At 42.0% G+C, this 23768-nt stretch carries 19 protein-coding genes; 3 read left to right on the top strand and 16 right to left on the bottom strand.

Going from position 1 to position 23768, the window contains the following annotated elements:
- Nucleotides 1-131: 131 nt before the first annotated feature.
- The 10 genes from ACHSBP_RS06210 to leuS all read right to left on the bottom strand — a co-directional run bounded on the left by ACHSBP_RS06210 (nucleotide 132) and on the right by leuS (nucleotide 10676).
- Entirely contained in the window at nucleotides 132-1283 is a 1152-nt protein-coding gene (locus tag ACHSBP_RS06210) for a serine hydrolase (protein ID WP_010560414.1), read from the bottom strand.
- Between the two features lie 59 nt (nucleotides 1284-1342).
- Nucleotides 1343-2086, bottom strand: a complete 744-nt coding sequence (locus tag ACHSBP_RS06205; RefSeq protein WP_395388374.1) for a septal ring lytic transglycosylase RlpA family protein — start codon at nucleotides 2084-2086, stop codon at nucleotides 1343-1345.
- A 4-nt stretch (nucleotides 2087-2090) separates the two neighbouring features.
- Nucleotides 2091-3194, bottom strand: coding sequence for a rod shape-determining protein RodA (rodA, locus tag ACHSBP_RS06200; protein WP_394226570.1), 1104 nt, complete (start codon nucleotides 3192-3194; stop codon nucleotides 2091-2093).
- Nucleotides 3191-5065 carry a penicillin-binding protein 2 gene (mrdA, locus tag ACHSBP_RS06195; RefSeq protein WP_100913133.1) on the bottom strand — a complete coding sequence of 625 codons (1875 nt, stop codon included), beginning with the start codon at nucleotides 5063-5065 and terminating at the stop codon, nucleotides 3191-3193. Before mrdA ends, rodA begins: the two co-directional genes overlap by 4 nt.
- A 16-nt stretch (nucleotides 5066-5081) precedes the next feature.
- Nucleotides 5082-5552: a 23S rRNA (pseudouridine(1915)-N(3))-methyltransferase RlmH gene (gene rlmH, locus ACHSBP_RS06190; protein WP_010560410.1), complete on the bottom strand. Its 471-nt coding sequence runs from the start codon at nucleotides 5550-5552 to the stop codon at nucleotides 5082-5084.
- Between the two features lie 4 nt (nucleotides 5553-5556).
- Entirely contained in the window at nucleotides 5557-5874 is a 318-nt protein-coding gene (gene rsfS / locus ACHSBP_RS06185; protein WP_010560409.1) for a ribosome silencing factor, read from the bottom strand.
- Between the two features lie 62 nt (nucleotides 5875-5936).
- Complete coding sequence (gene nadD / locus ACHSBP_RS06180; RefSeq protein ID WP_010560408.1) at nucleotides 5937-6551, bottom strand: nicotinate-nucleotide adenylyltransferase; 615 nt, start codon at nucleotides 6549-6551, stop codon at nucleotides 5937-5939.
- On the bottom strand, nucleotides 6548-7603 hold the full coding sequence (holA, locus tag ACHSBP_RS06175) for a DNA polymerase III subunit delta (protein WP_395388373.1): 1056 nt from the start codon (nucleotides 7601-7603) through the stop codon (nucleotides 6548-6550). The genes nadD and holA overlap by 4 nt, the downstream gene beginning before the upstream one ends.
- Nucleotides 7603-8088: an LPS assembly lipoprotein LptE gene (gene lptE, locus ACHSBP_RS06170; protein ID WP_010560406.1), complete on the bottom strand. Its 486-nt coding sequence runs from the start codon at nucleotides 8086-8088 to the stop codon at nucleotides 7603-7605. The genes holA and lptE overlap by 1 nt, the downstream gene beginning before the upstream one ends.
- Nucleotides 8088-10676: a leucine--tRNA ligase gene (gene leuS, locus ACHSBP_RS06165; protein WP_010560405.1), complete on the bottom strand. Its 2589-nt coding sequence runs from the start codon at nucleotides 10674-10676 to the stop codon at nucleotides 8088-8090. The genes lptE and leuS overlap by 1 nt, the downstream gene beginning before the upstream one ends.
- 238 nt (nucleotides 10677-10914) lie before the next feature.
- Here leuS and ACHSBP_RS06160 point away from each other — a divergent pair, with 238 nt between their 5' ends.
- Both ACHSBP_RS06160 and ACHSBP_RS06155 read left to right on the top strand, forming a co-directional pair.
- Nucleotides 10915-11391 carry a hypothetical protein gene (locus ACHSBP_RS06160; protein ID WP_010560404.1) on the top strand — a complete coding sequence of 159 codons (477 nt, stop codon included), beginning with the start codon at nucleotides 10915-10917 and terminating at the stop codon, nucleotides 11389-11391.
- A 92-nt stretch (nucleotides 11392-11483) separates the two neighbouring features.
- On the top strand, nucleotides 11484-13874 hold the full coding sequence (locus ACHSBP_RS06155; RefSeq protein ID WP_395388372.1) for a Lon protease family protein: 2391 nt from the start codon (nucleotides 11484-11486) through the stop codon (nucleotides 13872-13874).
- 45 nt (nucleotides 13875-13919) lie between these two features.
- Here ACHSBP_RS06155 and ACHSBP_RS06150 read toward each other — a convergent pair whose 3' ends face one another.
- The 6 genes from ACHSBP_RS06150 to miaB form a co-directional block, all read right to left on the bottom strand.
- Complete coding sequence (locus ACHSBP_RS06150; protein WP_395388371.1) at nucleotides 13920-16274, bottom strand: ATP-binding protein; 2355 nt, start codon at nucleotides 16272-16274, stop codon at nucleotides 13920-13922.
- An 84-nt stretch (nucleotides 16275-16358) separates the two neighbouring features.
- Nucleotides 16359-17867: an apolipoprotein N-acyltransferase gene (gene lnt / locus ACHSBP_RS06145; RefSeq protein ID WP_395388434.1), complete on the bottom strand. Its 1509-nt coding sequence runs from the start codon at nucleotides 17865-17867 to the stop codon at nucleotides 16359-16361.
- Nucleotides 17868-17896: 29 nt separating this feature from the next.
- Nucleotides 17897-18784, bottom strand: coding sequence for a CNNM family magnesium/cobalt transport protein CorC (corC, locus tag ACHSBP_RS06140; RefSeq protein ID WP_010560400.1), 888 nt, complete (start codon nucleotides 18782-18784; stop codon nucleotides 17897-17899).
- 97 nt (nucleotides 18785-18881) lie between these two features.
- Nucleotides 18882-19331 carry an rRNA maturation RNase YbeY gene (ybeY, locus tag ACHSBP_RS06135; protein ID WP_010560399.1) on the bottom strand — a complete coding sequence of 150 codons (450 nt, stop codon included), beginning with the start codon at nucleotides 19329-19331 and terminating at the stop codon, nucleotides 18882-18884.
- Nucleotides 19328-20383 carry a PhoH family protein gene (locus ACHSBP_RS06130; protein WP_010560398.1) on the bottom strand — a complete coding sequence of 352 codons (1056 nt, stop codon included), beginning with the start codon at nucleotides 20381-20383 and terminating at the stop codon, nucleotides 19328-19330. Before ACHSBP_RS06130 ends, ybeY begins: the two co-directional genes overlap by 4 nt.
- Before the next feature lie 46 nt (nucleotides 20384-20429).
- Nucleotides 20430-21860 (bottom strand): tRNA (N6-isopentenyl adenosine(37)-C2)-methylthiotransferase MiaB, encoded by a 1431-nt coding sequence (gene miaB, locus ACHSBP_RS06125; RefSeq protein ID WP_010560397.1) that lies wholly within the window; start codon nucleotides 21858-21860, stop codon nucleotides 20430-20432.
- 224 nt (nucleotides 21861-22084) lie between these two features.
- On the opposite strand from miaB, the gene ACHSBP_RS06120 reads away from it, so the two are divergent.
- Nucleotides 22085-23242 (top strand): FAD-dependent oxidoreductase, encoded by a 1158-nt coding sequence (locus ACHSBP_RS06120; protein ID WP_010560396.1) that lies wholly within the window; start codon nucleotides 22085-22087, stop codon nucleotides 23240-23242.
- Nucleotides 23243-23768: the final 526 nt, after the last annotated feature.

Raw genomic sequence — 23768 nt, 5'->3', positions numbered from 1 at the left:
AGCTGGCCCTAAGAAAATGCCCGCTAGTCTATCATAAATTCAAAAAAACGCTTATTAATAATGTTTATCTGTCTTTGGCAATTTACAAATAAAAAAAGCGCCAAATGGCGCTTTTTTTATTAATTAACAGATTAGTTGTTAATTTGTAGACGAATGTAATCGTAGATTTTGCTAAAGAAGCTGCCTTCGTTAATTTCTTCCAACGTTACTAGTGGATATTGTGCAATATCTTCACCGTCTAGTTGTAAGAACAAAGTACCCACTTTTACACCTTTTTCAATTGGTGCTTCAAGTGTTTGGTCTAGCTCGAAATTCGCTTTTAGGTTTTTCATTTGACCACGAGGAATAGTGATCGGTGTATCTTCTAAAATACCTAGCGATACCGTTTCTTTGTGACCCATCCAAATACGCTGCTCGGCAAAGCTGTCACCGGCTTTATATGGTGTCACTGTTTCGAAAAAACGGAAACCGTAGTTAAGTAATTTGCGGCTTTCTGTTGCACGTGAACGCTCGCTCTTAGTACCCATAACAACCGATACTAAACGCATATTGCCTTTTTTAGCTGAGGTTACAAGGCTGTAGCCAGCTTCACTGGTGTGGCCTGTTTTAATACCATCAACGTTTAGGTTTTCATCCCACAAAAGTGAGTTACGGTTATACTGCTTAATGCCGTTATACGTGAACGACTTCTCTGCGTATAGCGAGTACTCAGCTGGTACGTCACGAATGAGTGCAACACCTAAGGTTGCCATATCACGTGGCGTAGTATAGTGCTCTGTAGTATCTAACCCGTGGCTGTTGATAAAGTGCGTATTACTCATACCTAATTTTTGTGCATGGGCGTTCATTAAATCAGCAAATGCTGGTTCGCTACCTGCAATATGCTCAGCCATTGCTACACACGCATCATTACCTGATTGAACAATAATGCCGCGGTTTAGGTCTTCTACCGATACTTGTTTACCTACTTCGATAAACATTTTTGATGAGTCTGGGAAGTTTTTCGCCCACGCTCTTTCACTGATGGTAACTTGATCATCAAGCGAAATATTACCGCTTTCTACCTCAAGACCAATCACATAGCTGGTCATCATTTTGGTTAAACTTGCCGGTGCTAGCTTAGTATCAGCTTCACCTTCGGCAATTACTTTACCTGTTGTAAAGTCAACTAAAAAATAGCCCTTGGCATTGATTTGAGGAGGCGCGGGGATGATTTGTGCTTGCAGTGAAAAGCACGACGCTGCTGCAATGGCAGCAATAACTGTTTTTTTAATTCGATTCATTGGCTCTTTGGGTCAATTGTATTAGTTTTGGGTATTTTGCGTTAATTATCCTAAAGCAATCAGTCACTGTAAAGCATGAATGCGTTTTCATGGCTGTTTGCCTTAATTTTATCGAGTAATTCTTTCGCAACTTGCGCATTGTCGATTGGACCAAGGCGTAAGCGATAAATTCCATCTTTTTTCACAATTTTACTGTCTACCTGATGTTCTGCCGTTAACGTTTTAGCAAGCACGCCTAAGTGCTCGATACTTTGCGCTGCAGCAATTTGGATATAGGCTTTGTGATGATTAGTTTCCGGAACTAGGGCTTCTATTTTTACTTTCGCGGTACCTGTGCGATGGTAGCCTAGTTTATATGCGGCGGCGTACGATAAATCGATAATACGATCATCGTGAAATGGCCCGCGGTCGTTAACGCGTACCACTGCAGTATTGCCATTTTCTAAGTTGGTAACACGCACGAAACTGGGTAACGGTAAGGTTTTATGTGCTGCGGTCATGGCGAACATATCGTATGGCTCACCATTAGATGTGGCGTAGCCATGGAATTTTCGCCCATACCAAGAGGCTACTCCAGTTTGGCTGAAGCCTACTTCACTGTGCAATGGCTGATAACGCTTGCCGTGCACTTCATAAGGTCTGCTTGCAGAAATGCTTTTCTTTTCAGATGTTACGGCAACATCTTGCATTTCTTCTGGCAATGGCGCGCGCAGTGGCGCTGCGTCATGACGCATACTGTAGCGACCAGACGGCGCACATGCGGTTATCGAAATTAAAACTGTTATAAGTAGTAGGTGTTTCATTGTGTTATTTCACCAAAATACGCTTATGGGTTGCAATAGACATAATAATACCGAACCCCGCAAGCAGGGTTACCATGGACGTACCGCCATAGCTGATAAGGGGAAGGGGAACCCCTACTACAGGTAATAACCCTGAAACCATACCAATGTTTACAAAAACATAAACAAAGAAGGTCAGGGTAATACTCGCTGCTAATAATTTGCCGAATGCATCTTGTGCACTGACAGCAATAAATAAGCCGCGAGCGATAATAAACAAGTACAAGCTAAGTAAAATAGTGACACCTATTAGGCCAAACTCTTCACTCAGCACGGAAAAAATAAAATCGGTGTGGCGCTCGGGCAAAAATTCTAATTGAGACTGCGTGCCATGCGTCCAGCCTTTTCCTTCAACACCGCCAGAGCCAATCGCAATTTTAGACTGAATAATGTGATATCCCGCACCAAGTGGATCGCTCTCAGGGTCGAGCATGGTTAGCACCCGCGTTTTTTGGTACTCGTGCATGCCATAATGCCAAAAACCATAAATTGCGGCTGGTGCAATGGCTAAAGCACCTAAAATAAGGCGCCAATGAAGACCGGCAAAAAACAACACAAATAGGCCAGAACTTGCAATCAGAATTGATGTGCCTAAATCGGGTTGCTTCATGATTAAACGTGTTGGAATAGCAACAATTAACAAGCCAATTGCTAAATGACGATATTTCGGTGGCAAATGATAACGGCTAATATACCAAGCAACCATTATCGGCATGGCGAGTTTCATAATCTCAGAGGGTTGAAAGCGAATACCCACATTGAGCCAGCGCTGTGCGCCTTTACTTGATACACCAAAAAACATGACGGCAACCAGCAGGGCAACACCAACCACGTAGATGGGCAATGCCCAGCGCCGCATATTTGTGGGTGATACTTGGGCAAGGGCGAACATAACAAATAGGCCAAGTCCAATACGGGTTGCTTGACGAAATACTAAATCAATATTCTGACCGCCGGCACTGTAAACTACCACTAAACTGCCGCTCATTAAGGCTAAAATTGCCACAAGTAATGGCCAGTCTAAGTGTAATCTATCCCAAATCGTTTTATTGTGATTGAGCGCCTTCACGGTTTACCTACCAAAGATTCTGGTTTATTCGAAAAGTAATAGTCCATTAATGTACGCGCAATCGGTGCCCCAACGGTTGCGCCGCCACCGGTATTTTCAACGGCAACTGCTATTACAATTTCAGGCTTTTCATAAGGGGCAAAACCAATATACATTGCGTTATCGCGATGGCGCTCGTCTAGTTTTTCTGCGTTGTAACGCTCACCTTGGGCGATACTTTTTACCTGCGCAGTACCGGTTTTTCCACCTGCCGTGTATTGTGCACCAATAAAGGCTTTGTGCGCCGTGCCCGTTTTTTTATGTACTGTGTTGTACATCGCACGTAGTGCAATATCCCAATTTTCATCATTTTTAAGTTGCACGGGGGGCTTTTCATCACGGGCAATAATTTGTACTTGGTCGCTCAGTTTAGTTGCTGACACTAAATGCGGCTGATAGCGCAGGCCCTTGTTCACCATGATAGTCATGGAGTTGGCTATTTGCATTGGCGTTGCGGTCCAATAGCCCTGACCAATTGAAATATTTGGTGTGTCGCCTGGGTACCAAGGTAACTTGTATGTGACTTCTTTCCACTCTCGCGATGGCAAATTGGCTGTTTTTTCTTCGTGAATATCAATGCCAGTGCGCTGACCAAAACCAAATTGATACATAAACTCGCTAATTTTATCGATGCCTAAGCGGTAACCCACTTCATAAAAGTAAGTATCGCAACTTTCTTCGATTGCTCTATATACATCGACTTTGCCATGCCCCCAAGGTTTCCAGTCACGCCAACGGTGATCCGCTTTCGGTAATTTAAAAAAGCCAGGGTCGTACAATTCGGTTGTTTCAGTAACAACGTCTTCATCAAGCGCCAACATTGCAAGGTGTGGTTTAATTGTTGATGCCGGTGGGTAAACCCCTTTGGTTACACGGTTAACAAGAGGTCTATCGGGGTTGAGCAGTGCTTTGTAATCTTTACTACTAATGCCGTGAACAAATAAATTAGGATCGTAACTTGGGTTTGAATAAAAGGCTAAAATACCGCCGTCACGGGCATCCATCACTACAACCGCACCACGCATGCCATCAAGCGCCGCTTGTGCTATTTGCTGTAAGCCAATATCCAGCGTCAGAATGAGATCTTTGCCAGGTTCAGGATCGGTGGATTTTAGCGTGCGTAAAATTCGCCCGCGGTTATTTATTTCAACTTCTTCGCTACCGACGGTGCCATGTAATATTTCTTCGTAGTATTTTTCGATGCCTAACTTACCGATATCACGAGTCGCCCGATAGTTTACGTCGCGGCCTTCCATCTCAAGCTCAAAGTGCTCAGTTTTATTCATCTTGGCAACATAACCAATGGCATGGGTTAGGGCATCGCCATAAGGGTAATGACGCGCCAAGCGTGCTTCAACGCTAAAGCCTGGGTATTTGTGTTGGTTAACAGAAAACAATGCAACTTGCTCTGGGGTTAGGCGAGACTTTAAAATTTGGCTTTTAAAACGACGTTTGCGTTTACTGTTTTTAAGAAATTCTTGTTGCTGCTCTTGGCTAATATCAAAAAGAGCGGAGACTTCGCTTAAACTTTTTTCGAGGTCGTCAGATTCTTCTGGGATTACTTCAAGATTATAAACAGGGCGGTTTTCCGCGAGTAGTACACCGTTACGGTCGTATATCAGGCCACGGTTTGGCGCAATTGGAATGACTTTAATGCGATTTTCGTTAGAGCGAGTTTGGTAACTTTGGTGTTGATTAACTTGTAAATTAAACACGTTAACAAACAAGATGCCAATAACAATCATGACAAACACAAACGCCACAAACGCGCGGCGGGCGACTAAATTAGCCTCCGCTGAGTGATCCCTGATAGTAGCGCGTTGTTTTAGCATCTAATTGTTTTTATTCTTATTCTCGGTGATAAGGGTGATTGTTATTCAAACTCCATGCACGATACAAGCTTTCTGCGACGATTATTCTTACCAGAGGGTGAGGCAAGGTCAAATTAGACAATGACCATTTTTGCTCAGATGCGGCAATACACTCAGGTGCCAAACCTTCAGGGCCGCCAATTAGTAAGCTGATATCGCGTCCATCAAGTTGCCATTTACTCATTTCCTTGGCAAGTTGATGGGTATCGAGTGCTTTACCTGTGACCTCTAAAGTAACGATTTTGTTCCCTTTAGGAATTGCGGCTAAGGTCTTTTCACCTTCTTGCTGCAGAATACGCTTAATATCGGCATTTTTACCACGTTTACCAGCGGGAATCTCAATAAGCTCTAAGCTCATATCGCGCGGAAACCGGCGTTGATACTCTTGAAAGCCGGTTTCTACCCACGCTGGCATTTTCGTACCAACAGCAATTAGCTGAATACGCACAGAATTAGCTCCAAAGTTTTTCTAACTGGTAGAATTCACGTGCACTTTCTTGCATTACATGAAGTACTACATCACCTAAATCAAGTAATACCCATTCGCCTTCTTGTTGGCCTTCGGTACCGATGATTTCAATACCTTGTGCTTTTGCTTCAAGTGCAACGTTGTTGGCAATTGACTGTACATGGCGTTTTGAAGTGCCTGAGCACACAACCATATAGTCGGTAATTGATGATTTATCTGTCATATCTAACGTGGTGATATCAACGGCTTTGATGTCGTCTGCTTTGTCGATTACAAAGTCTAATAACTCGCGAGGATCCAAAAGTATTTCCTAGTAATTGGTTTATTTGGCTTAATTGTCAAATTTTAACACGTGCAGAGGGTTTATTGGTAGAGACGATGCTGTTTTATATAGTCAGAAACCGCTTCTGGCAGGAAATCATTTTTGTATTGGGTAAGATTTGTACGCAGTGCCGAGGATGAAATGGCAACTTGCTGGTGCTGTGCAAGAAAGATATGACCGGCAAGCGGTAAGTCTTTTATCGCATCGTTAATATCGCCACTAATAAACGGCGCAACTTCAGGGTTCGGTTGAAATGTTTCGCCCGGTCGTTGAAAGACTAAAAAGTTGCTATTGCTGATACAGTCTTGCCATTTATGCCATTTATGCAAGGTGTTGAGTGAATCCATTCCGATAATAAAAAATAAAGGTACTTTCGGGTATTCATGTCTGAAGCTAATTAGGCTTTCTAGCGCATAACTTGGTGTTTCGCGGTTTATTTCACGCAAATCAATCGCAAAGTTAGCCTCATCTTTAATTGCGAGTTTAATCATATTAATGCGGTGCGCGCTTGTTATACCCGACGTGGCTTTATGTACAGGTTGCTTGCACGGCATAAACAGTACTTTGCTTGGCGCTAGTGTTTGATCCGCTTGTTTCGCTAATGCAAGGTGCCCGGTGTGTATTGGGTCAAATGTGCCACCTAAAATAACAATCATAGGTTGGCGTATTGTTCTACTTTTGCGTTAAACGGTACAGAAAAGGGCAGAGGACCAACAAACATTAGAGCAATATGCAGTAAGTGTTGGTAGGCATCAATATGCTGGTGTTGTTTGTAGGCTAAATCAAATTCGGCCAGTACATCACCGAGCGCGTTTAGTTCAACGTGTGTTAAACGCCTTAATGCTTGCTCTGTAATGGCTTGCTTATTTTTCCACACCTTAAATTGGCTGAAAATTGCATTGAATGATTCGCCGTTTGCTATTGCTTGTTGCATTGCTTGTAAGCTTTCAAACTCGCGTACCAGTGCCCATAAAATAATGGTTGGTTCGACGTTTTCTTGTTTTAGCTTAAGCATTACTTTGCTGATCTGAACACTGTCGCCTTTTAATAGGGCGTCGCTTAAATCAAATACGTCTAAACGCGACTGATTGACCAGCGTTGGTGCTAATGTTTGGGCGTTAATTTCACCAGAAATATTGAGTAAAGAGAGCTTTTCAAGTTCTTGAGATATTGCGAACAAATTATCTTGGTTGTAGTCAACCAATAGGGTTTTAGCATCAGCAGATAATCGCAAATTCAAACTTTGGCACTGCTGTTCAAGCCACGCAAATAACTGCTTTCCTTGAAGCGGGTAACACGGCACAAATAACCCGTGTTTATCCAATGCTTTAAACCATGCGCCACGTTGAATATCGTTACCCACTTTTTCGCCTTTGATAACGAGAATGCAATCGGGGTTTGGGTTTTGCGCAAGCGTTTGTAATAACTTGCTGGCTGCAGCATTGGGCTTGCTGTCACCAAGTTCTAATTCGATAATTTTGCGATTAGCAAAGAGTGACAAACTTGCATATTCTTGCACAATTTCTTGCCAGTCAAACTGGGAAGAAGCGGCAAAGCGAATGACCTCATCAAACCCTTGTGCTTTTGCAATTGATTTAACTTGGTTTGCAGCTTGGTTTAATAAAAATGCTTCTTCACCAAAAAGTAAGTAAAAAGGCGTTAAGCCTTGTTTTAACTGAGCAACTAATTGGTTCGGATAAATACGCATTAATATTGGCCTAACTGACGAATAATCAAGTTACTTGCTTGTTGGCGCAATTCTGACAGGATCAATTCCATTTCTCTTGATTTTGCTAGCGCGTTATCAGGATCGTCTTGATAATTACGGGTAAGCTCAAAGCTATTGGTAATTGGCTTTTGCTGGTCACGAATAAGTTGGTAACTGACAGTGTAAATAAGTTCATGCTCGGCTACTTGGCCGTTTGGAAATAAACTTAGTGTACGACGGTTAAGAGAGTCTTTTAGTAGCTTTAGCTCAGCGGTAGCGTGCTTTGAATCAGTATTAATATTGCTCAGCGCTAAACTGTTTTGTAGCTCGGTAAAAAGCTGAGAGTCAGGGTTTGTCGCCGTGACCACTAAGTTTTGCAGATCGTCTGGTAATACTGATGCGGTGCGCAATTTAAAACCGCAGCCAACTAAAAGCACAAAACACAGCAATAATGCTGTGTTTTGTAAAAAGCGTGGTGCAAACATTAGTTTGCAACCACGTTTAGCAATTTACCTTTAATAAAGATAACCTTGCGAATAGTTAAACCGTCTGTGAATTTAGTCACATTAGGTTCTGCAAACGCTGCTTTTTCAACCGCGTCTTGGTCTGCGTCAGCAGCAACGGTAATTTTACCGCGTACTTTACCGTTAACCTGCACTACAACTAGCTTTTCGTCTTCAACCATCGCTGATTGATCAACCACAGGCCATGGTGCATCAACGACTTCACCTTGCTTGCCAAGGTTTAGCCATAATTCATGACACACGTGCGGTGTGATAGGTGAAAGCATCACGATTAATGCTTCAAGCGCTTCATAACCAATCGCGATATCGTTGCTATCGTTTAATGGCGCTTTAACAAGCTTGTTAAGTAACTCCATAACCGCGGCAATCGCTGTGTTAAATGTTTGACGACGATCTAAGTCATCAGACACTTTCGCAATTGCTTTATGTAATTCACGACGAAGCACTTTTTGCTCGTTTGAAAGCGAAGCACTATCAAGGGTAGTACGCTCATTTGCCATTACTTCAGTTGCGTATTTCCAGACACGTTTAATAAAGCGATGTGCACCTTCTACACCTGAATCAGACCATTCTAACGTTTGCTCTGGTGGCGCGGTAAACATCATAAATAAACGCACTGTATCGGCGCCGTATTGGTTAATAACCGTTTGTGGGTCAATACCGTTATTTTTCGATTTAGACATTTTGCTCATACCAGCAGATTCAACTGGTTGGCCGTCGTCTTTGTGCCATGCTTTTACAACGCGACCTTTGTCGTCTTTTTCGCTTTCAACGTCGCTTGGTGCAATCCAAACGTCGCCGCCTTTCTCGTCTTTACGGAAGAAGGTTTCTGCTAATACCATGCCCTGACATAATAAACGTTCGAACGGCTCATCTGAATTTACTAGGCCAAAATCACGTAATAGCTTGTGGAAGAAACGCGCATAAAGTAAATGCAAAATAGCGTGCTCAATACCACCGATATACTGGTTTACTGGAAGCCAGTAGTTAGCTGCACCAGGCTCTAACATGCCTTCATCGTAGCGCGGGCTACAGTAGCGTGCGTAGTACCAAGACGATTCCATAAACGTATCGAATGTATCTGTTTCGTGGAATACTTGCTCGCCGTTAACGGTTGCTTTCGCCCATTCAGGGTCAGCTTTGATTGGTGATGTAACACCATTCATTACTACATCTTCAGGCAGGCGCACTGGCAACATGTCTTCTGTAGCTGCAAGCTCAGAGCCGTCTTCTTTGTTTAACATTGGGATTGGTGAACCCCAGTAACGCTGACGGCTTACACCCCAGTCACGCAGACGGAAGTTAACTTTGCGCTTACCTGCGCCGATACCTTCAAGTTTATCGGCAATAGCATTAAATGCTGCTTCAAACTCAAGGCCATCAAATTCGCCAGAGTTAATTAACACGCCTTTTTCAGTGAATGCTTCATTGGCGATATCTGCTGTTAGTTCAGAACCTTCAACAGGTGCAATAACTTGCTTGATTTCAAGGCCGTAGGCGGTAGCAAATTCAAAGTCACGTTGGTCGTGACCTGGTACTGCCATTACTGCACCCGAACCGTAGTCCATTAGTACAAAGTTAGCAGCCCATACCGGTACTTCTTCGCCAGTTAATGGGTGAATTGCTTTAAAGCCAGTGTCGATGCCTTTTTTCTCCATTGTTGCCATATCGGCTTCAGCAACTTTGGTGTTTTTACATTCTTCAACGAAGGCAGCAACCGCTGGATTATTTTTAGCAGCTTCTTGTGCAATTGGGTGACCGGCTGCAACACCAACATAGGTTACGCCCATAAAGGTATCTGGACGTGTTGTGTACACAGTGAATGTTTCACCGTTATCAGCACGTTTAAAGTCGATTTCTAACCCTTCAGAGCGACCAATCCAGTTGCGCTGCATGGTTTTAACTTGCTCAGGCCAGTGCTCAAGTTTGTCTAAGTCGTCAAGTAGCTCTTGTGCATAGTCAGTAATTTTAATAAACCACTGCGGGATTTCTTTTTGCTCTACAACGGCACCTGAACGCCAACCACGACCGTCAATAACTTGTTCGTTTGCAAGTACGGTTTGGTCTACTGGATCCCAGTTAACCGTTGACATTTTTTTGTATACAAGGCCTTTTTCGTACAGTTTTGTGAAAAACCATTGTTCCCACTTGTAGTACTCAGGGTGACAGGTCGCGATTTCACGATCCCAGTCGTAACCAAAACCAAGTTGCTTTAACTGGTTGCGCATGTAGTCAATGTTTTCGTAAGTCCATTTTGCCGGTGCCGTGTTGTTTTTAATTGCGGCGTTTTCAGCAGGTAGACCAAATGCATCCCAACCCATAGGTTGCATTACGTTTTTGCCTTGCAAGCGTTGGAAACGTGATACTACATCACCAATGGTGTAGTTACGTACGTGACCCATGTGCAGGCGACCACTTGGGTAAGGGAACATTGAGAGGCAGTAAAACTTTTCTTTGCCTTCTTGCTCAGTTACTTTAAATGTTTGATTTTCATCCCAATATTTTTGAACTTTTTGTTCGATATCCTGCGGGCTGTATTGCTCTTGCATTCTAATTTCCAAACTACTTGCAAAATAAATAAAAATTGGCGCTTAGCATAGCGTAAATTGCGGCGCTAATACACCCTTAGCAGTGTATTAAAAGTAAGTTTTTTGAGTCTTTAATCGCACCTTAAAAGCCATTTGATTTTGCTACTTGATTGTTGTTTTAATAAGCAGTTAACTGTTTGATACAAGATATTTTTTATATCGCTACTATACTTATAGAAACAGCAAAAGGAGGAATAAAATGAAAGACAGTTACGACAATTATTTAAAGCGCTTTCAACAGTGGTTACAGGATGTAAACGATCATGAGCTTAAAAGCTTGCAAAAAGCCTTCTATGACTTTCAAAAAGAGCTGGCAGCCCTTGGCAAATATTCAAAAGAGCAAATAGAAGATTACAGTTATTACGTAAAACGTGATATTGAGGAGTTTAACCGGCTCAGAAAGGCGCAAAAAGACAATGACTTCGCAAATGAAGAATTTAATGAAGAGTGGTGGTTAGCGCTGTCACATTTAGTTGATAAAACCCAATTAGAATGGTCACTATTACTTGATGACTTTGAGCACAATGGTGTTTACAAACAAGGCGAGTGGGTATCGTTTGGTGAGTTTCAATGTAAAGCCTGTGGTGAAGTGAAACACATCACGCATCCAAGCCAATTAAGCGCGTGTATAGAGTGTGATGCCATTGAGTTTCATCGTATCGCCAGCGCGCCATAAATATTTTTAACTTTCTGATGTTATTTTTTAAGGACTTAAGTAGACTCACACAAAAGCTATAGCGAGCAAGCGCTAATAAGGACGGTAGTATTATGAAAATTGGCGAACAGAATAAACTTGGTGTTGATGTACTTGCACCGCAAATAGAATTGCACGCAATAGAAACTTGCATGGCGCAAGCATATCCTGATGAATACACAATTATTGGACAAAAGCGTGCACAAAGTGCCATTGATTTTGCGCTAGGAATGGAGCTGCCAGGTTACAATATTTACGTGATGGGTGAACCGGCTCTAGGTCGTTTTACCATGGTGCAAGAAAAACTAGCTGCGCAAAGTCGCACCAAACAAACCCCACCGGATTGGCTTTATTTAAACAACTTTGACGAACACCGTCAGCCAAGTGCGATTTTTATGGCTGCAGGCGAAGGTAAGCTATTTAGTGAGGATATTGATTCATTTATTGATGAGATTTTAGATACCTTTCCAGCCGCATTTGATAACCCTAATTACCAACGTCAAAAGAAAGCCATTGATAGTAGTTTCAACGAGAAATACGATGAAGCGCTCGAGATCGTAGAAAAAATTGCTAACCAACATAACGTGGCGTTATTTGAAGAGTCGGGCGTGATCAGCTTTGCCCCGGTAATTGATGGTAAACAGTTAGATGACGCTGAGTTTTCAAGCCTTGATGACGAGCAAAAGCAGTACTTTTACGATGTAATATCTCGCTTAGAAAATGCACTTAATGAAGCGCTAATTGAATTGCCAAGATGGAAACGTGAATCATCGGAAAAGCTACGCGAACTAAAGCAAAAAACGGTAGAAACCGCAATAAAACCACTGCTAAAAGATTTAGAGCACAAATACACCAGCCATTTAGGCATTGTGAAGTATTTAAAAGACCTTAAAGCTGAGTTAATAGACGCAGTATTAGAGTGGCTGGCTGAAGAGAGCGACGAAAATAATAAAGAAGACTTAGATAAGCGCGCAATGCTAACGGAATACATTGCGCCAAACATTTTAGTGAGCCACAAAGAAGAGGGCGCACCTGTTGTCTATGAGCCAAATCCAACGTTTGGCAATATTTTTGGCAAAGTAGAATACACCTCGCAATCAGGTTCCATTGTTACCAGTTTCCGCTCGATTCAATCGGGGGCGCTACATCGTGCTAATGGTGGTTATTTAGTGATGGATGCGGAAAAACTGATGGCTAATAGCCAAGTTTGGGACGCGCTTAAATTAAGTTTAAAGAGTAAGCAAATTAAAACAGATCTTGCTGCTCAAGATTCAAGTGTGGGGGCAAGTTTCACGTTAAAACCACAGCTTATTCCGCTTGATGTAAAAATAATTTTGCTTGGTTCACGTGATTTGTATTATGTAATGCAAGAGTATGATGATGAGTTTAATGAACTTTTTCGTGTGCTCGCCGATTTTGATTACCATATTCCGGCAACCGATAAATATCAGTTCCAACTGATCAGTCGGGTGCAAAAATATGCGACAGAAACACTGAAAATGTCACTTTCGGCCCATGCGTTTGCGGCGCTTCTGCGTTTTAGCCACCGCCAAGCTGAACACCAACGCAAGCTTTCAGCGCGCTTTGCCGATGTGATTGAATTAACCAACGAAGCCGCGTTTTTTGCACGGCAAGATGGCGAAACCACAATTGAAGCAGCGCATATAGACGAAGCGCTTGCTGGTAAACAATATCGTACTGGGCAAATAAGCGAATCCTTTATGACTGAAATTAAAGAAGGTCATGTGCTTATACAAACAGAAGGTACACAAGTGGGCTGTGTTAATGGCTTAACAGTGTTGCATATCGGAGATACCAGCTTCGGTACGCCAGCGCGCATTACCGCGACTGTCTACGCAGGCAGTGATGGCATTGTTGATATTGAGCGTGAAGCTGACCTCGGTAAATCAATTCACAGTAAAGGCGTAATGTTACTAACGGGCTATTTAGGTAATAAATACGCGCAAGATTTTGCCCTGACCTTGAGCGCGAACATTGCCATTGAACAAAGTTATGGTTCGATTGATGGTGATAGTGCATCACTTGCTGAGTTGTGCGCATTGGTTTCAGCCATCACGCGTTTACCGATTAATCAAGGTATTGCGCTCACCGGCTCAATTAACCAGCACGGTGAAGTGCAGGCAATTGGCGGCGTGAATGAAAAAATTGAAGGCTTCTTTAAGCTCTGTCAGATGCGCGGTTTAAATGGTGCACAGGGCGTGATTGTGCCGCAATCTAATGTGCATAATTTAGTGCTTAATGCACAAGTGCTGGAGGCTGTTGAAAAAGGGCTGTTTAGTATTTATGCGGTGAGTAAAGTTGATCAGGCGTTTGAAATCTTACTAGGTAAACAAGCTGGCGAACTCTCTGCCAAGGGCACTTATGGTAAGGATACCATTCACGACTTAGCGCTACGTCGCTTAAGCCATTTTGCCGAAGTGATTAATGGCGGTGTTGAAGAATAAACACCTAGCTAATAAACCAATTAAAGCAGCGGGAACGCTGCTTTTTTATTTTAAGTACTGCTGTAACTTGGCCAATAACAAGGTTTTTTCTATTGGTTTTCCAATCCAGTCATTACATCCAATCTCGCGATAGCTTTGAATATCCGACTGCATAATATTCGCGGTGAGTGCGATGATTGGCGTGCTGGTATCGTTTTCTCTGATTTTGGTGGTTGCGGTTTTGCCATCCATAACCGGCATTTGCATATCCATTAAAATTAAATCAAAAGATTCGCTCACCGTTTTTAATGCTTGCAAACCATTGCTCACTATTGTTAGTTGCGCTTGTGTTGGCTGTAACATTGCTTTAACTAATACTTGGTTAATTGGATTGTCTTCAACTAGCAATACGCGCTTTTCGCTAAGGTTGATAATTTCTTCGGCTTGTGTGTGTTGATTTTGTGCATCCTCTTTGGCCTTTGTCAGTGGAATATCAATGGTAAAGTTTGTGCCTTTATTTAATTCACTCGTAACACTTATGGTGCCACTCATTAGTTTTATTAACGATTGTGCGATTGGCATACCAAGGCCTGTGCCACCATAGTTCCGGGTAATGGAATCGTCAGCTTGTTCAAAACGATGGTATAGTTTATCAATGCTTTTTTCACTCATACCAATGCCAGTGTCATTAACTAAAAATGTGATATGTGGTTTATTGGTATTTGGCAAAATAGACAGGGTAACGCTGCCTTGTTGGGTAAATTTAATCGCATTAGAACAGATATTCAGTAGCACTTGCTTAATACGTGCTGGATCGCCAATCCATAGGTCGTGCTCTACCTGATTTAAAATATTAAGCGCGATGTTTTTCGCCAGCGCAGTTTGGATCAGATCTGCATGTAAATTAGCGAGTAGCTCACTAAGTTTAAATGGTGTGCGCTCTAACGATAATTTACCGGCTTCAATTTTCGAAAAATCAAGAATATCGTTTACCACGGTCATTAATGCTTTTGTTGAATCGAGCGCATCTTTGACATAGCCATTTGCTACTTTATTGAGTTGCATTTCATTTAACAGTTGCAAATTGCCATACACACCGTTCATTGGTGTGCGTATTTCATGGCTGGTGTTAGCCAAAAAGGCACTTTTCGCATTGTTGGCACTTTCGGCGACTTCTTTCGCGTGCTTTATTAAACGCTCTTGCTCTTTGCGCTCAGTAATATCACGTATTACGCCTACAAAGTGGTGTTCTTCGTCGAGTAAAATGTGGCTAATCGTTAATTCAATGGGAAACTCATCGCCATTTTTACGTTTTGCAATTAAATCACGATTTTTACCAATAGCAGAGGGGGATTGTTTAACGCGATAGTTGGCAACAAACTCGTCGTGCTTTTCTGCAAACTCGCTATTCATTAGCAAGGTAACGTTCTTGCCAAGCACATCACGTGATTGCCAACCAAACATAGACTCGGCACTTGTTGAGAAGAGTTTAATATGGCCTTTTTGGTTAATAACGATAATTGCATCTGAGAGGCTAGTAAGTACCGCGGCTTGCTGTTGTTCGGTGATTGCGATACGTTTTTTTGCGCTGTCGAGAGATGCTTGTGTGGCTTTCTCTTGCTGTAATAACGACTCGTTAGAGCTTTGCAACTGAAGAAACAAGTATCGCTCGTTTTGCAGGGCAAACCATAATGCCACGCCATACGCTAATAGCCTCAGTAAGTGCCATCCCCACCATGAAACATCCCATAAGAATGATTGTTGAAACATGATAGCGGCAAAGCCAAACATTGAGCAGTGTAAAATAAACAGTAAGTCATCACTTTTATTAAATTGTTTATAAACAAAGAAAAGCTTGATTGCAGCGAATAACAAGGCAATACCACCAAACACGTTCATAAGGGTAGCTAATGAGGTAAAGCGTGTTTGCTGCACCATAATGGGTACTTGTTGTGGAAAGATAATCGAAACTATCGAAATAATGAGGCTAAATAGCAAAGTCACATAGACAAAGCGTGTGCTGATGGCATTTGTAAATTTCGGCTTAAGCATTACTAATGCGAAGAGTAGCCCGCCAAAAAATGTGGCCAACGAATGTAACCAAACAAATAAGTTTCCCGGTTTGACTAAAGCATGGGCAATATCGAAGACACCCATCGCGCCAATCGCCGCAGCGATAACTAAATTAAAGCTAGTACCGCGTTTACTTTGTTCCAAATTGATTAATAGAAAACATACTAATAGCGCAATAACGCCACCGATTACTTCCACTGCGCTATGAAATGGAATATGTTGCCAACGCCATTGAGACAAGGTGGTCTTTGCTAGAGCAAAGGTTAACAGATGAATAAATGCGCTCAGCAAAATCGTAATGACGATGGTTTTACTAAAGCGCAATGGCGAATCGGGCTGTTTAAGCAAATGTGTGCCTTAAGTATCTGACAAAAAAGGTAACACATTAAATTTAGACGTCATGGTGTGATAACACAATAACGTCGTCATTGATTATGACATGCTTTTTTGTTTTTGCCGTTGGATAATTAAACTTGCAATAAAACAAAGCAGTAGAGCGATGTATAACGCACGGTCGCCATACTGGCTGTAAAATGTTTTACCAGTGGTGAGTGGTAGGGTAAAGCGCTCTAACGCCGCTTCAAATTGGGGTAAATATTGTCCGTGTTTAGCGATTGGGTCGTAAACGCCGCTTACGCCGTTATTGGTGACACGAACCAAGGGCATACCCAATTCAAGGGCACGCATGCGTGCAATTTGCATATGCTGGTGGGGGCCGTGAGAATTACCAAACCATGCATCATTACTTACCGTAAATAAAATATCAGAATCTTGCTGATAGTTACCACGTACTAAGCTACTAAATGCAATTTCATAACAAATCGCCGGTAAAACATGATAACCATTAGCAATTAAATTAGCTTGCTTTGCTTCGCCTCGGGTGAATGAAGAATGGTCAAGGTCAAACAGCGGTGCAATCGGTCTTAATATTTCTTCAAACGGTACAAACTCACCAATGGGAAGTAATTGGTGCTTGTTATAGCGATTGTGATGCAAATAACGGTAATGGCCCTGTTGGTCATCAGCATGCTTTTTGCCTACTACAATTAAATTGTTATAAACCGTTTTTGTACCGAGCTGATAATCAATAATGCCGGTAATAAGCGCGGTATTATTAAATGCCGCTGCTTTATCAAGATTACCAAGGTAATCGTCTACTAGTACTTCAATCTCAGGAATAGCAGCCTCGGGCCAGACGATTAGATCCGCCTGCCAATTTGGACGAGTCATATCTTGATATTTCGCCATGGTTGGCCAGAAGTTCTCAGGCGCGAAGCGTAACTCTTGTTTGATGTTGCCTTGCACCAGTACGACATCAATCGATTTATCTCTGTAGCTTACAGAAGGCGAAAAATGCACTAAACCGAGTGCCAATAAAAGCACAGATGCAATCACAGCTGCAGGCTTAAAACTGCGTTGGCTCAGTGCGTAAATAGCAAAACCCAGCAATAAACTTACCGCAGTTAACCCTGTTTCACCTATCCAAGGGGTAAGGCTATTAAGTGGACTATCTGTGAGCGTATAGCCAAAACTTAACCATGGAAAGCCTGTAAGTAGCGTACCGCGTAAGTATTCCATCAAGATAAATAACGGAATAAAAAGTGCCAAATACGTTATAGATGAAGTGTTTTTGTGACTGAATTTATGGCTAAGCCAGCAGGCAAGGGTTGGGTATAACGCAAGGTACGAAACCAAGATCACCATCAACAAGAGTGATGCAATTAGCGGCAAGCCACCAAACTCTGCAATGGATACATGTACCCAACTTATGCCCGCACCAAACCAACCTAGGCCAAAGATAAAACCATGGCTAGCAGCGGTTTTAGCGCTGACATTACGATTGAGGTAAAAAAGAGTGGCAATAGCAAAGGACGCGATTGGCCAAAGGTTAAACGGTGAGTAACTAAATACCATTAAAATGCCGGCGATAAGCGCCAGCATTTTGTCTTTCATTGATGATGAGATCACGTTTAATTATCTGTTGATTCGTCTTCGTTGGTATCATCACTTTTTGGCAATGTAACCTGTACTTGAAGAATACGGCGGCTATCTGCGTTGGTGATTTTAAATTGAATTCCGTCAATTTCAATGGTTTCACCACGAGATGGCATATGACCAAAGGCATGTAAAATAATACCACCTATGGTGCCGGCTTCATCGGTATCGAAATACGTCGAAAAGTGCTGATTAAAATCTTCCAGTGGCGTAAGCGCTTGTACTAAATATACGTGCTTCGCAACTTGACGAATATCTTGTGTTTCTTCTTCTTCGTCGTGCTCATCTTCAATTTCACCAACGATGATTTCAAGAATATCTTCGATGGTAACAAGCCCAGAAACACCACCGTATTCATCAATTACAATCGCCATATGATAGCGCTGTTGACGAAACTCGTTGAGTAGGGTGTCTACACGTTTACTTTCTGGCACAACAACAGCTGGGCGCAAGTAATCGCGAAGTGGTGGGTGCTCTTCTTGATTTTTTAAAATAAGCGGTAATAAATCTTTAGCGAGTAAGATGCCTTCTACATGATCTTTATCTTCGCATACCACAGGAAAGCGTGAGTGCGATGATTCAACCATAACTGGCAACAATTCGGCAATTGTTTGTTCTACATCCAGTGTAATCATTTGCGAGCGAGGGATCATAATATCGCGAACTTTCAGTTCAGATACGCCCAAAACACCTTTCATCATATCTTTGGTTTCTGGGTCAATAAGATCTCTTTCTTCAGCGTCGATAATAACTTCGACTAACTGCTCTTTATTCTGGGGTTCCCCTTGTAACATTTGGGAGATTTTGTCTAACCAAGTTTTACCAGAAGAACCCTGACTAGATTGCGAATTTTCGTCGCTCATAAGCGCTTTATTAGCTCCATTTAAATAAAATTAAGGATTAATTATTGGCTAATCCAAGCCTGTTATACCAAATTTGGTTTGAATTTCAAAAACAAAATTAGTCGCGATAGGGATCGTCGATGTTTAAATCAGCAAGTAACTGTTTTTCTAACGATTCCATCTCTAATGCTTCTTCGCTATCTATATGGTCATAGCCCATTAAATGCAAGCAGCCATGCACTACCATATGCGCAAAATGGTCATGAAATGCCTTTTCTTGCTCGATAGATTCTTGTAACACAACTTCAGGGCAAATAATTAAGTCACCAATTAATGGCAGCTCAATGCCTGGTGGTGCCTCAAACGGAAAGCTCAGCACGTTTGTTGGCTTATCTTTACCGCGATATTCGTGGTTAAGTTGTTGGCTCTCGTTTGCGTCACTAATGCGAATGGTTAATTCGGCGTCGGGCTTTAAATTTGCCAGCGCTTTATTTGCCCAAAGTTCAAATTGCTCAAATGTTGGCAAGTCGTCACATTCATGGGCGATTTGTAAATCCAGCTCTATCATGTTGCGTCTGACTCATTTTGCGTATTGGCTTTATCAAGCTCTTGCTGCTTTTTCTTCTCGATTTTCTTTAAGCGTTCAACTTCATCGTGTTTTTCGTACGCTTCTACAACTGCAGCAACAACAGGGTGACGCACAACATCGTGTGACTTAAAGAAGTTAAAGCTAATCGCTTCTACATCGCTCAATACTTCAATGGCATGACGAAGCCCTGATCGCGCACCACGGGGTAAATCAACCTGCGTAATGTCGCCAGTAATCACCGCCTTAGAGTTAAAACCAATACGCGTTAAGAACATTTTCATTTGTTCAACGGTAGTGTTTTGGCTTTCATCTAAAATAATAAAGGCGTCGTTTAAGGTGCGACCACGCATGTAGGCAAGCGGGGCAACTTCAATCACATTCTTTTCAATTAAACGCTCAACTCGCTCAAAGCCTAACATTTCAAAAAGTGCATCATAAAGCGGGCGTAGGTATGGGTCGACTTTTTGACTTAAATCACCCGGTAAAAAGCCCAGTTTTTCACCTGCTTCTACCGCAGGGCGAGTAAGTAAAATACGGCGAATTTCTTGACGTTCAAGGGCATCTACTGCCGCAGCTACCGCCAAATAGGTTTTACCTGTACCTGCAGGGCCAATACCAAAGGCTATATCATGCAACAGTACGTTTTTAATATAGGTTGCTTGGTTTGGGTTACGAGGCTTTACAACGCCGCGGCGGGTTTTGATAACAAGTTCGTCACGATATAAATCATCGTCTTGCTCGAGTACCGTGGTTTCTTGAATTGTTAAATGCACCAAATCTGGTTCGATATCTTTGCTGATACCTTTAACCGGTTGTGTTTCGATGTAGAGATTTTTAATAATCTCTGTTGCCGCAATCACATTATGTGCGTTGCCAGTGATTTTAAAGTGGTTTTCACGATGGGCGATTTCCACACCAAGTCGACGTTCGATTTGTTTTATATTTTCGTCGAATGGACCACAAAGTGATGCTAGACGTTTATTGTCTGAGGGTTCGAGGTAAGTTTCTAACGTTTTTAACTGGTTACTCAAAATGGGTTCCTTGATTGGTGTGGCATCTGCCACACCAAATTAACATTTAGGGTGTAAATGTTGCTACACCCAGCTCATTCGCTTCTTGGCTTTGTGCTTTACCTAAAATATCGCTTGGTGCTACGTCTTTACGTAGGTCCATTTCAGCTTCAGTGCGAATTAACTCACCACGCAGTGAATTTGGTAAGGCTTCGGTAATTTTTACATCAACAAACTGACCGATTACAGAGTGCGGACCTTCGAAGTTAACTACGCGGTTGTTCTCAGTACGACCACGAAGTTCCATTGGATTCTTTTTCGATGGGCCTTCAACTAAAATACGTTGCTCAGTTGCAAACATTTTACGGCTGATATCTTGCGCCATTTGCGTAATGCGGTTTTGTAAAATGTATAAACGCTCTTTCTTTTCAGATTCTGGTACATCATCAGGTAAATCAGCGGCTGGCGTACCAGGGCGTGCACTGTAGATAAAGCTAAAGCTCATATCAAAACCAATATCGTTGATAAGGTTCATCGTCGCTTCAAAATCTGCTTTCGACTCGCCTGGGAAACCAATAATAAAGTCCGAGCTCATACTTAGGTTAGGGCGGATCTTACGTAATTTACGAATTGTTGATTTGTATTCAAGCGCCGTATGACCGCGCTTCATTAATGCAAGAACTCGGTCAGAACCGCTTTGTACAGGTAAGTGTAAGTGGTCAACAAGCTCTGGCACATCAGCATAGGCTTCAATGATGTCAGGTGTGAATTCTACTGGGTGCGACGTGGTATAACGAATACGGTCGATACCATCAATTGCCGCTACATAGCGCAGTAAATCTGAAAAATAACAAATTTCACCATCGTGAGTTTCACCACGATACGCATTTACGTTTTGGCCTAGTAGGTTTACTTCACGTACGCCTTGCTCGGCAAGTTGCGCAACTTCAAGTAATACGTCATCAAGTGGGCGGCTTACTTCTTCACCACGCGTGTATGGTACAACGCAGAACGTACAGTACTTAGAACAACCTTCCATAATCGATACGAACGCGCTTGGGCCTTCAGCTTTTGGCTCAGGCAAACGGTCGAACTTTTCGATTTCAGGGAATGAAATATCAATTACAGAGCCGCTTTCTTCTTGCACTTGTTTGATCATTTCAGGAAGACGGTGCAATGTTTGTGGACCAAAAACAATGTCTACGAAAGGTGCACGTTGGCGAATTGTGTCGCCTTCTTGTGATGCTACGCAACCACCTACACCAATCACAAGATCAGGGTTGTCATCTTTTAACAGTTTCCAACGGCCCAACTGGTGAAATACTTTTTCTTGTGCTTTTTCACGAATCGAACACGTATTTAGAAGAATAACATCTGCATTTTCTGCTTCTTCAGTTAATTCATAACCATTGCTAGCATCTAATAGGTCTGCCATTTTTTGCGAGTCGTACTCGTTCATTTGACAGCCCCATGTTTTGATATGCAGCTTTTTACCCATGTTTTCGTGCCTCAACAAATTACTTACAGCTTAAAGGACGCGTATTTTATCCTTAAGCGTAGGTGGATTCAAATATGTTTGCAAAATCATCAGTGCTTATTTAGAAAAACAATTTATGAGTTAAATTTAACGCGATTTTTCTTAAAAAATATGAATCAAAATCAAACTTTTGTTAGAGGCTTACGTTAGAATAGTCGGCATATCAATCTGAAGGATTATGTCTTATGAGTTTATCTATTTGTATTGTCGGTGGCGGCATGGTGGGCGCAGCGGCCGCAGTGGCGCTTGCAAAACAAGGTCACACCATAACGTTAGTGGAAAATAAACCGATAGATGCCGTAAAAACACTCGAAGATGAACAAATTGATATTCGCGTGTCTGCACTTAACCTTTTCTCTGAAAATTTGTTGCAAGACTTAGGCGCATGGCAATACGTTAAGGCCGCGCGCAATGTGCAATATAATCGTTTGAGTGTACAAGATCATCACCAAGCACCTTTGGTATTTTCCAATGAGGAAATTGGCGAGACCCATCTTGGACACATTATTGAAAATAGCATTATTCAGGCGAGTATCTGGCGTGCGTTTGCTGATTTAGCGATTTCAGTAAAAAGTGATTTAGGCCCGTTAGAGGGAATACTCGAACATAGTAACACTGTGAGTGTGTGTTTTTCATCACATACGATAGACGCTGATTTAGTGATTGTTGCTGACGGTGCACGCTCTAAAACACGAGAACTGTTGGGTATTGGCACTACCGGTTGGCAATACCAACAAGCATGCATGGGTGTGTTAATAAAGCTAGATGCACCAGAGCAAGACATTACATGGCAAGAGTTCCAACCAACGGGCCCTGTTGCATTTTTGCCGATGCAGGCACCTTATGCGAATTTAATTTGGTATAACCACGAAGATACACTAAATAAGCTCGCGACTGGCAGCAAAGCGTCACTTAAAAGCGCGATTTTGACGCATTATCCTGAGTTACCTGGGGATTTTGAGATTCTAAATACAGCGGTATTCCCGTTAACACGCCAGCATGCAAACAATTACAGCAAAGGACGATGTGTATTAGTCGGCGATGCAGCACATGCAATTAATCCGCTTGCAGGGCAGGGCGTAAATCTAGGTTTTAAAGATGTGGCACAATTAGCTAACAGTTTATTAAAAGAAGCTGATGTATTGAGTGCGTTAAAAGATTATGAGAAAAAACGACGTTTACCAAATCTTGCTATGATGAGCATGATGGATGCGTGTTATTTTGCATTTTCTAATGAATTAACACCGCTAAAGCTACTGCGACAAGGCGCTATTGCTGGACTCAATAAAGTCAGTCCGATAAAAAGTCAGATGCTAAAATACGCAGTAGGCCATTATTTATAATGGCCTTTTTTATGCTTTTTGTTTTTAAGGCTCGATGAGTCCTTTAGAGACACTAGCAAGTCAATTCTCTTTCGACGAAATCTAATTAAACGTTTTAGTTACACTTAGCTTGGCGTATTATTTGTTACTCTCTCGAGAGTAACATTCGTTATGGTTATGAACATTTCCCTAACCTAGCTGAAAACACTATTGGACTGAATATCGTTAGATCTTCGCTTGCGATAAAATGCCTGTTTAGATAAGCCTGCTTACCCCAAAGCTCATTCATCTAATGTTACCTATGATCATAATCTCAAAAGAATAGGTATTTAGTGTAACGGTATTAATCTAATTAAAATCGATTCGTTATGGTGTAAGGAGTAAACGTTGTAGGCAGTTAACAGAATAGTGTTAGCTTTTGATAACAGAGATAACAGAGATAACAGAGATAACAGAGATAACAGAGATAACAGAGATAACAGAGATAACAGAGATAACAGAGATAACAGAGATAACAGAGATAACAGAGATAACAGAGATAACAGAG

It is taken from the genome of Pseudoalteromonas sp. XMcav1-K, assembly GCF_044005875.1.
GTDB classification, from domain to species: domain Bacteria; phylum Pseudomonadota; class Gammaproteobacteria; order Enterobacterales; family Alteromonadaceae; genus Pseudoalteromonas; species Pseudoalteromonas spongiae.
Note: the sequence above shows the minus strand (reverse complement) of the source record. Positions and strands in the feature narration are given on the sequence as shown.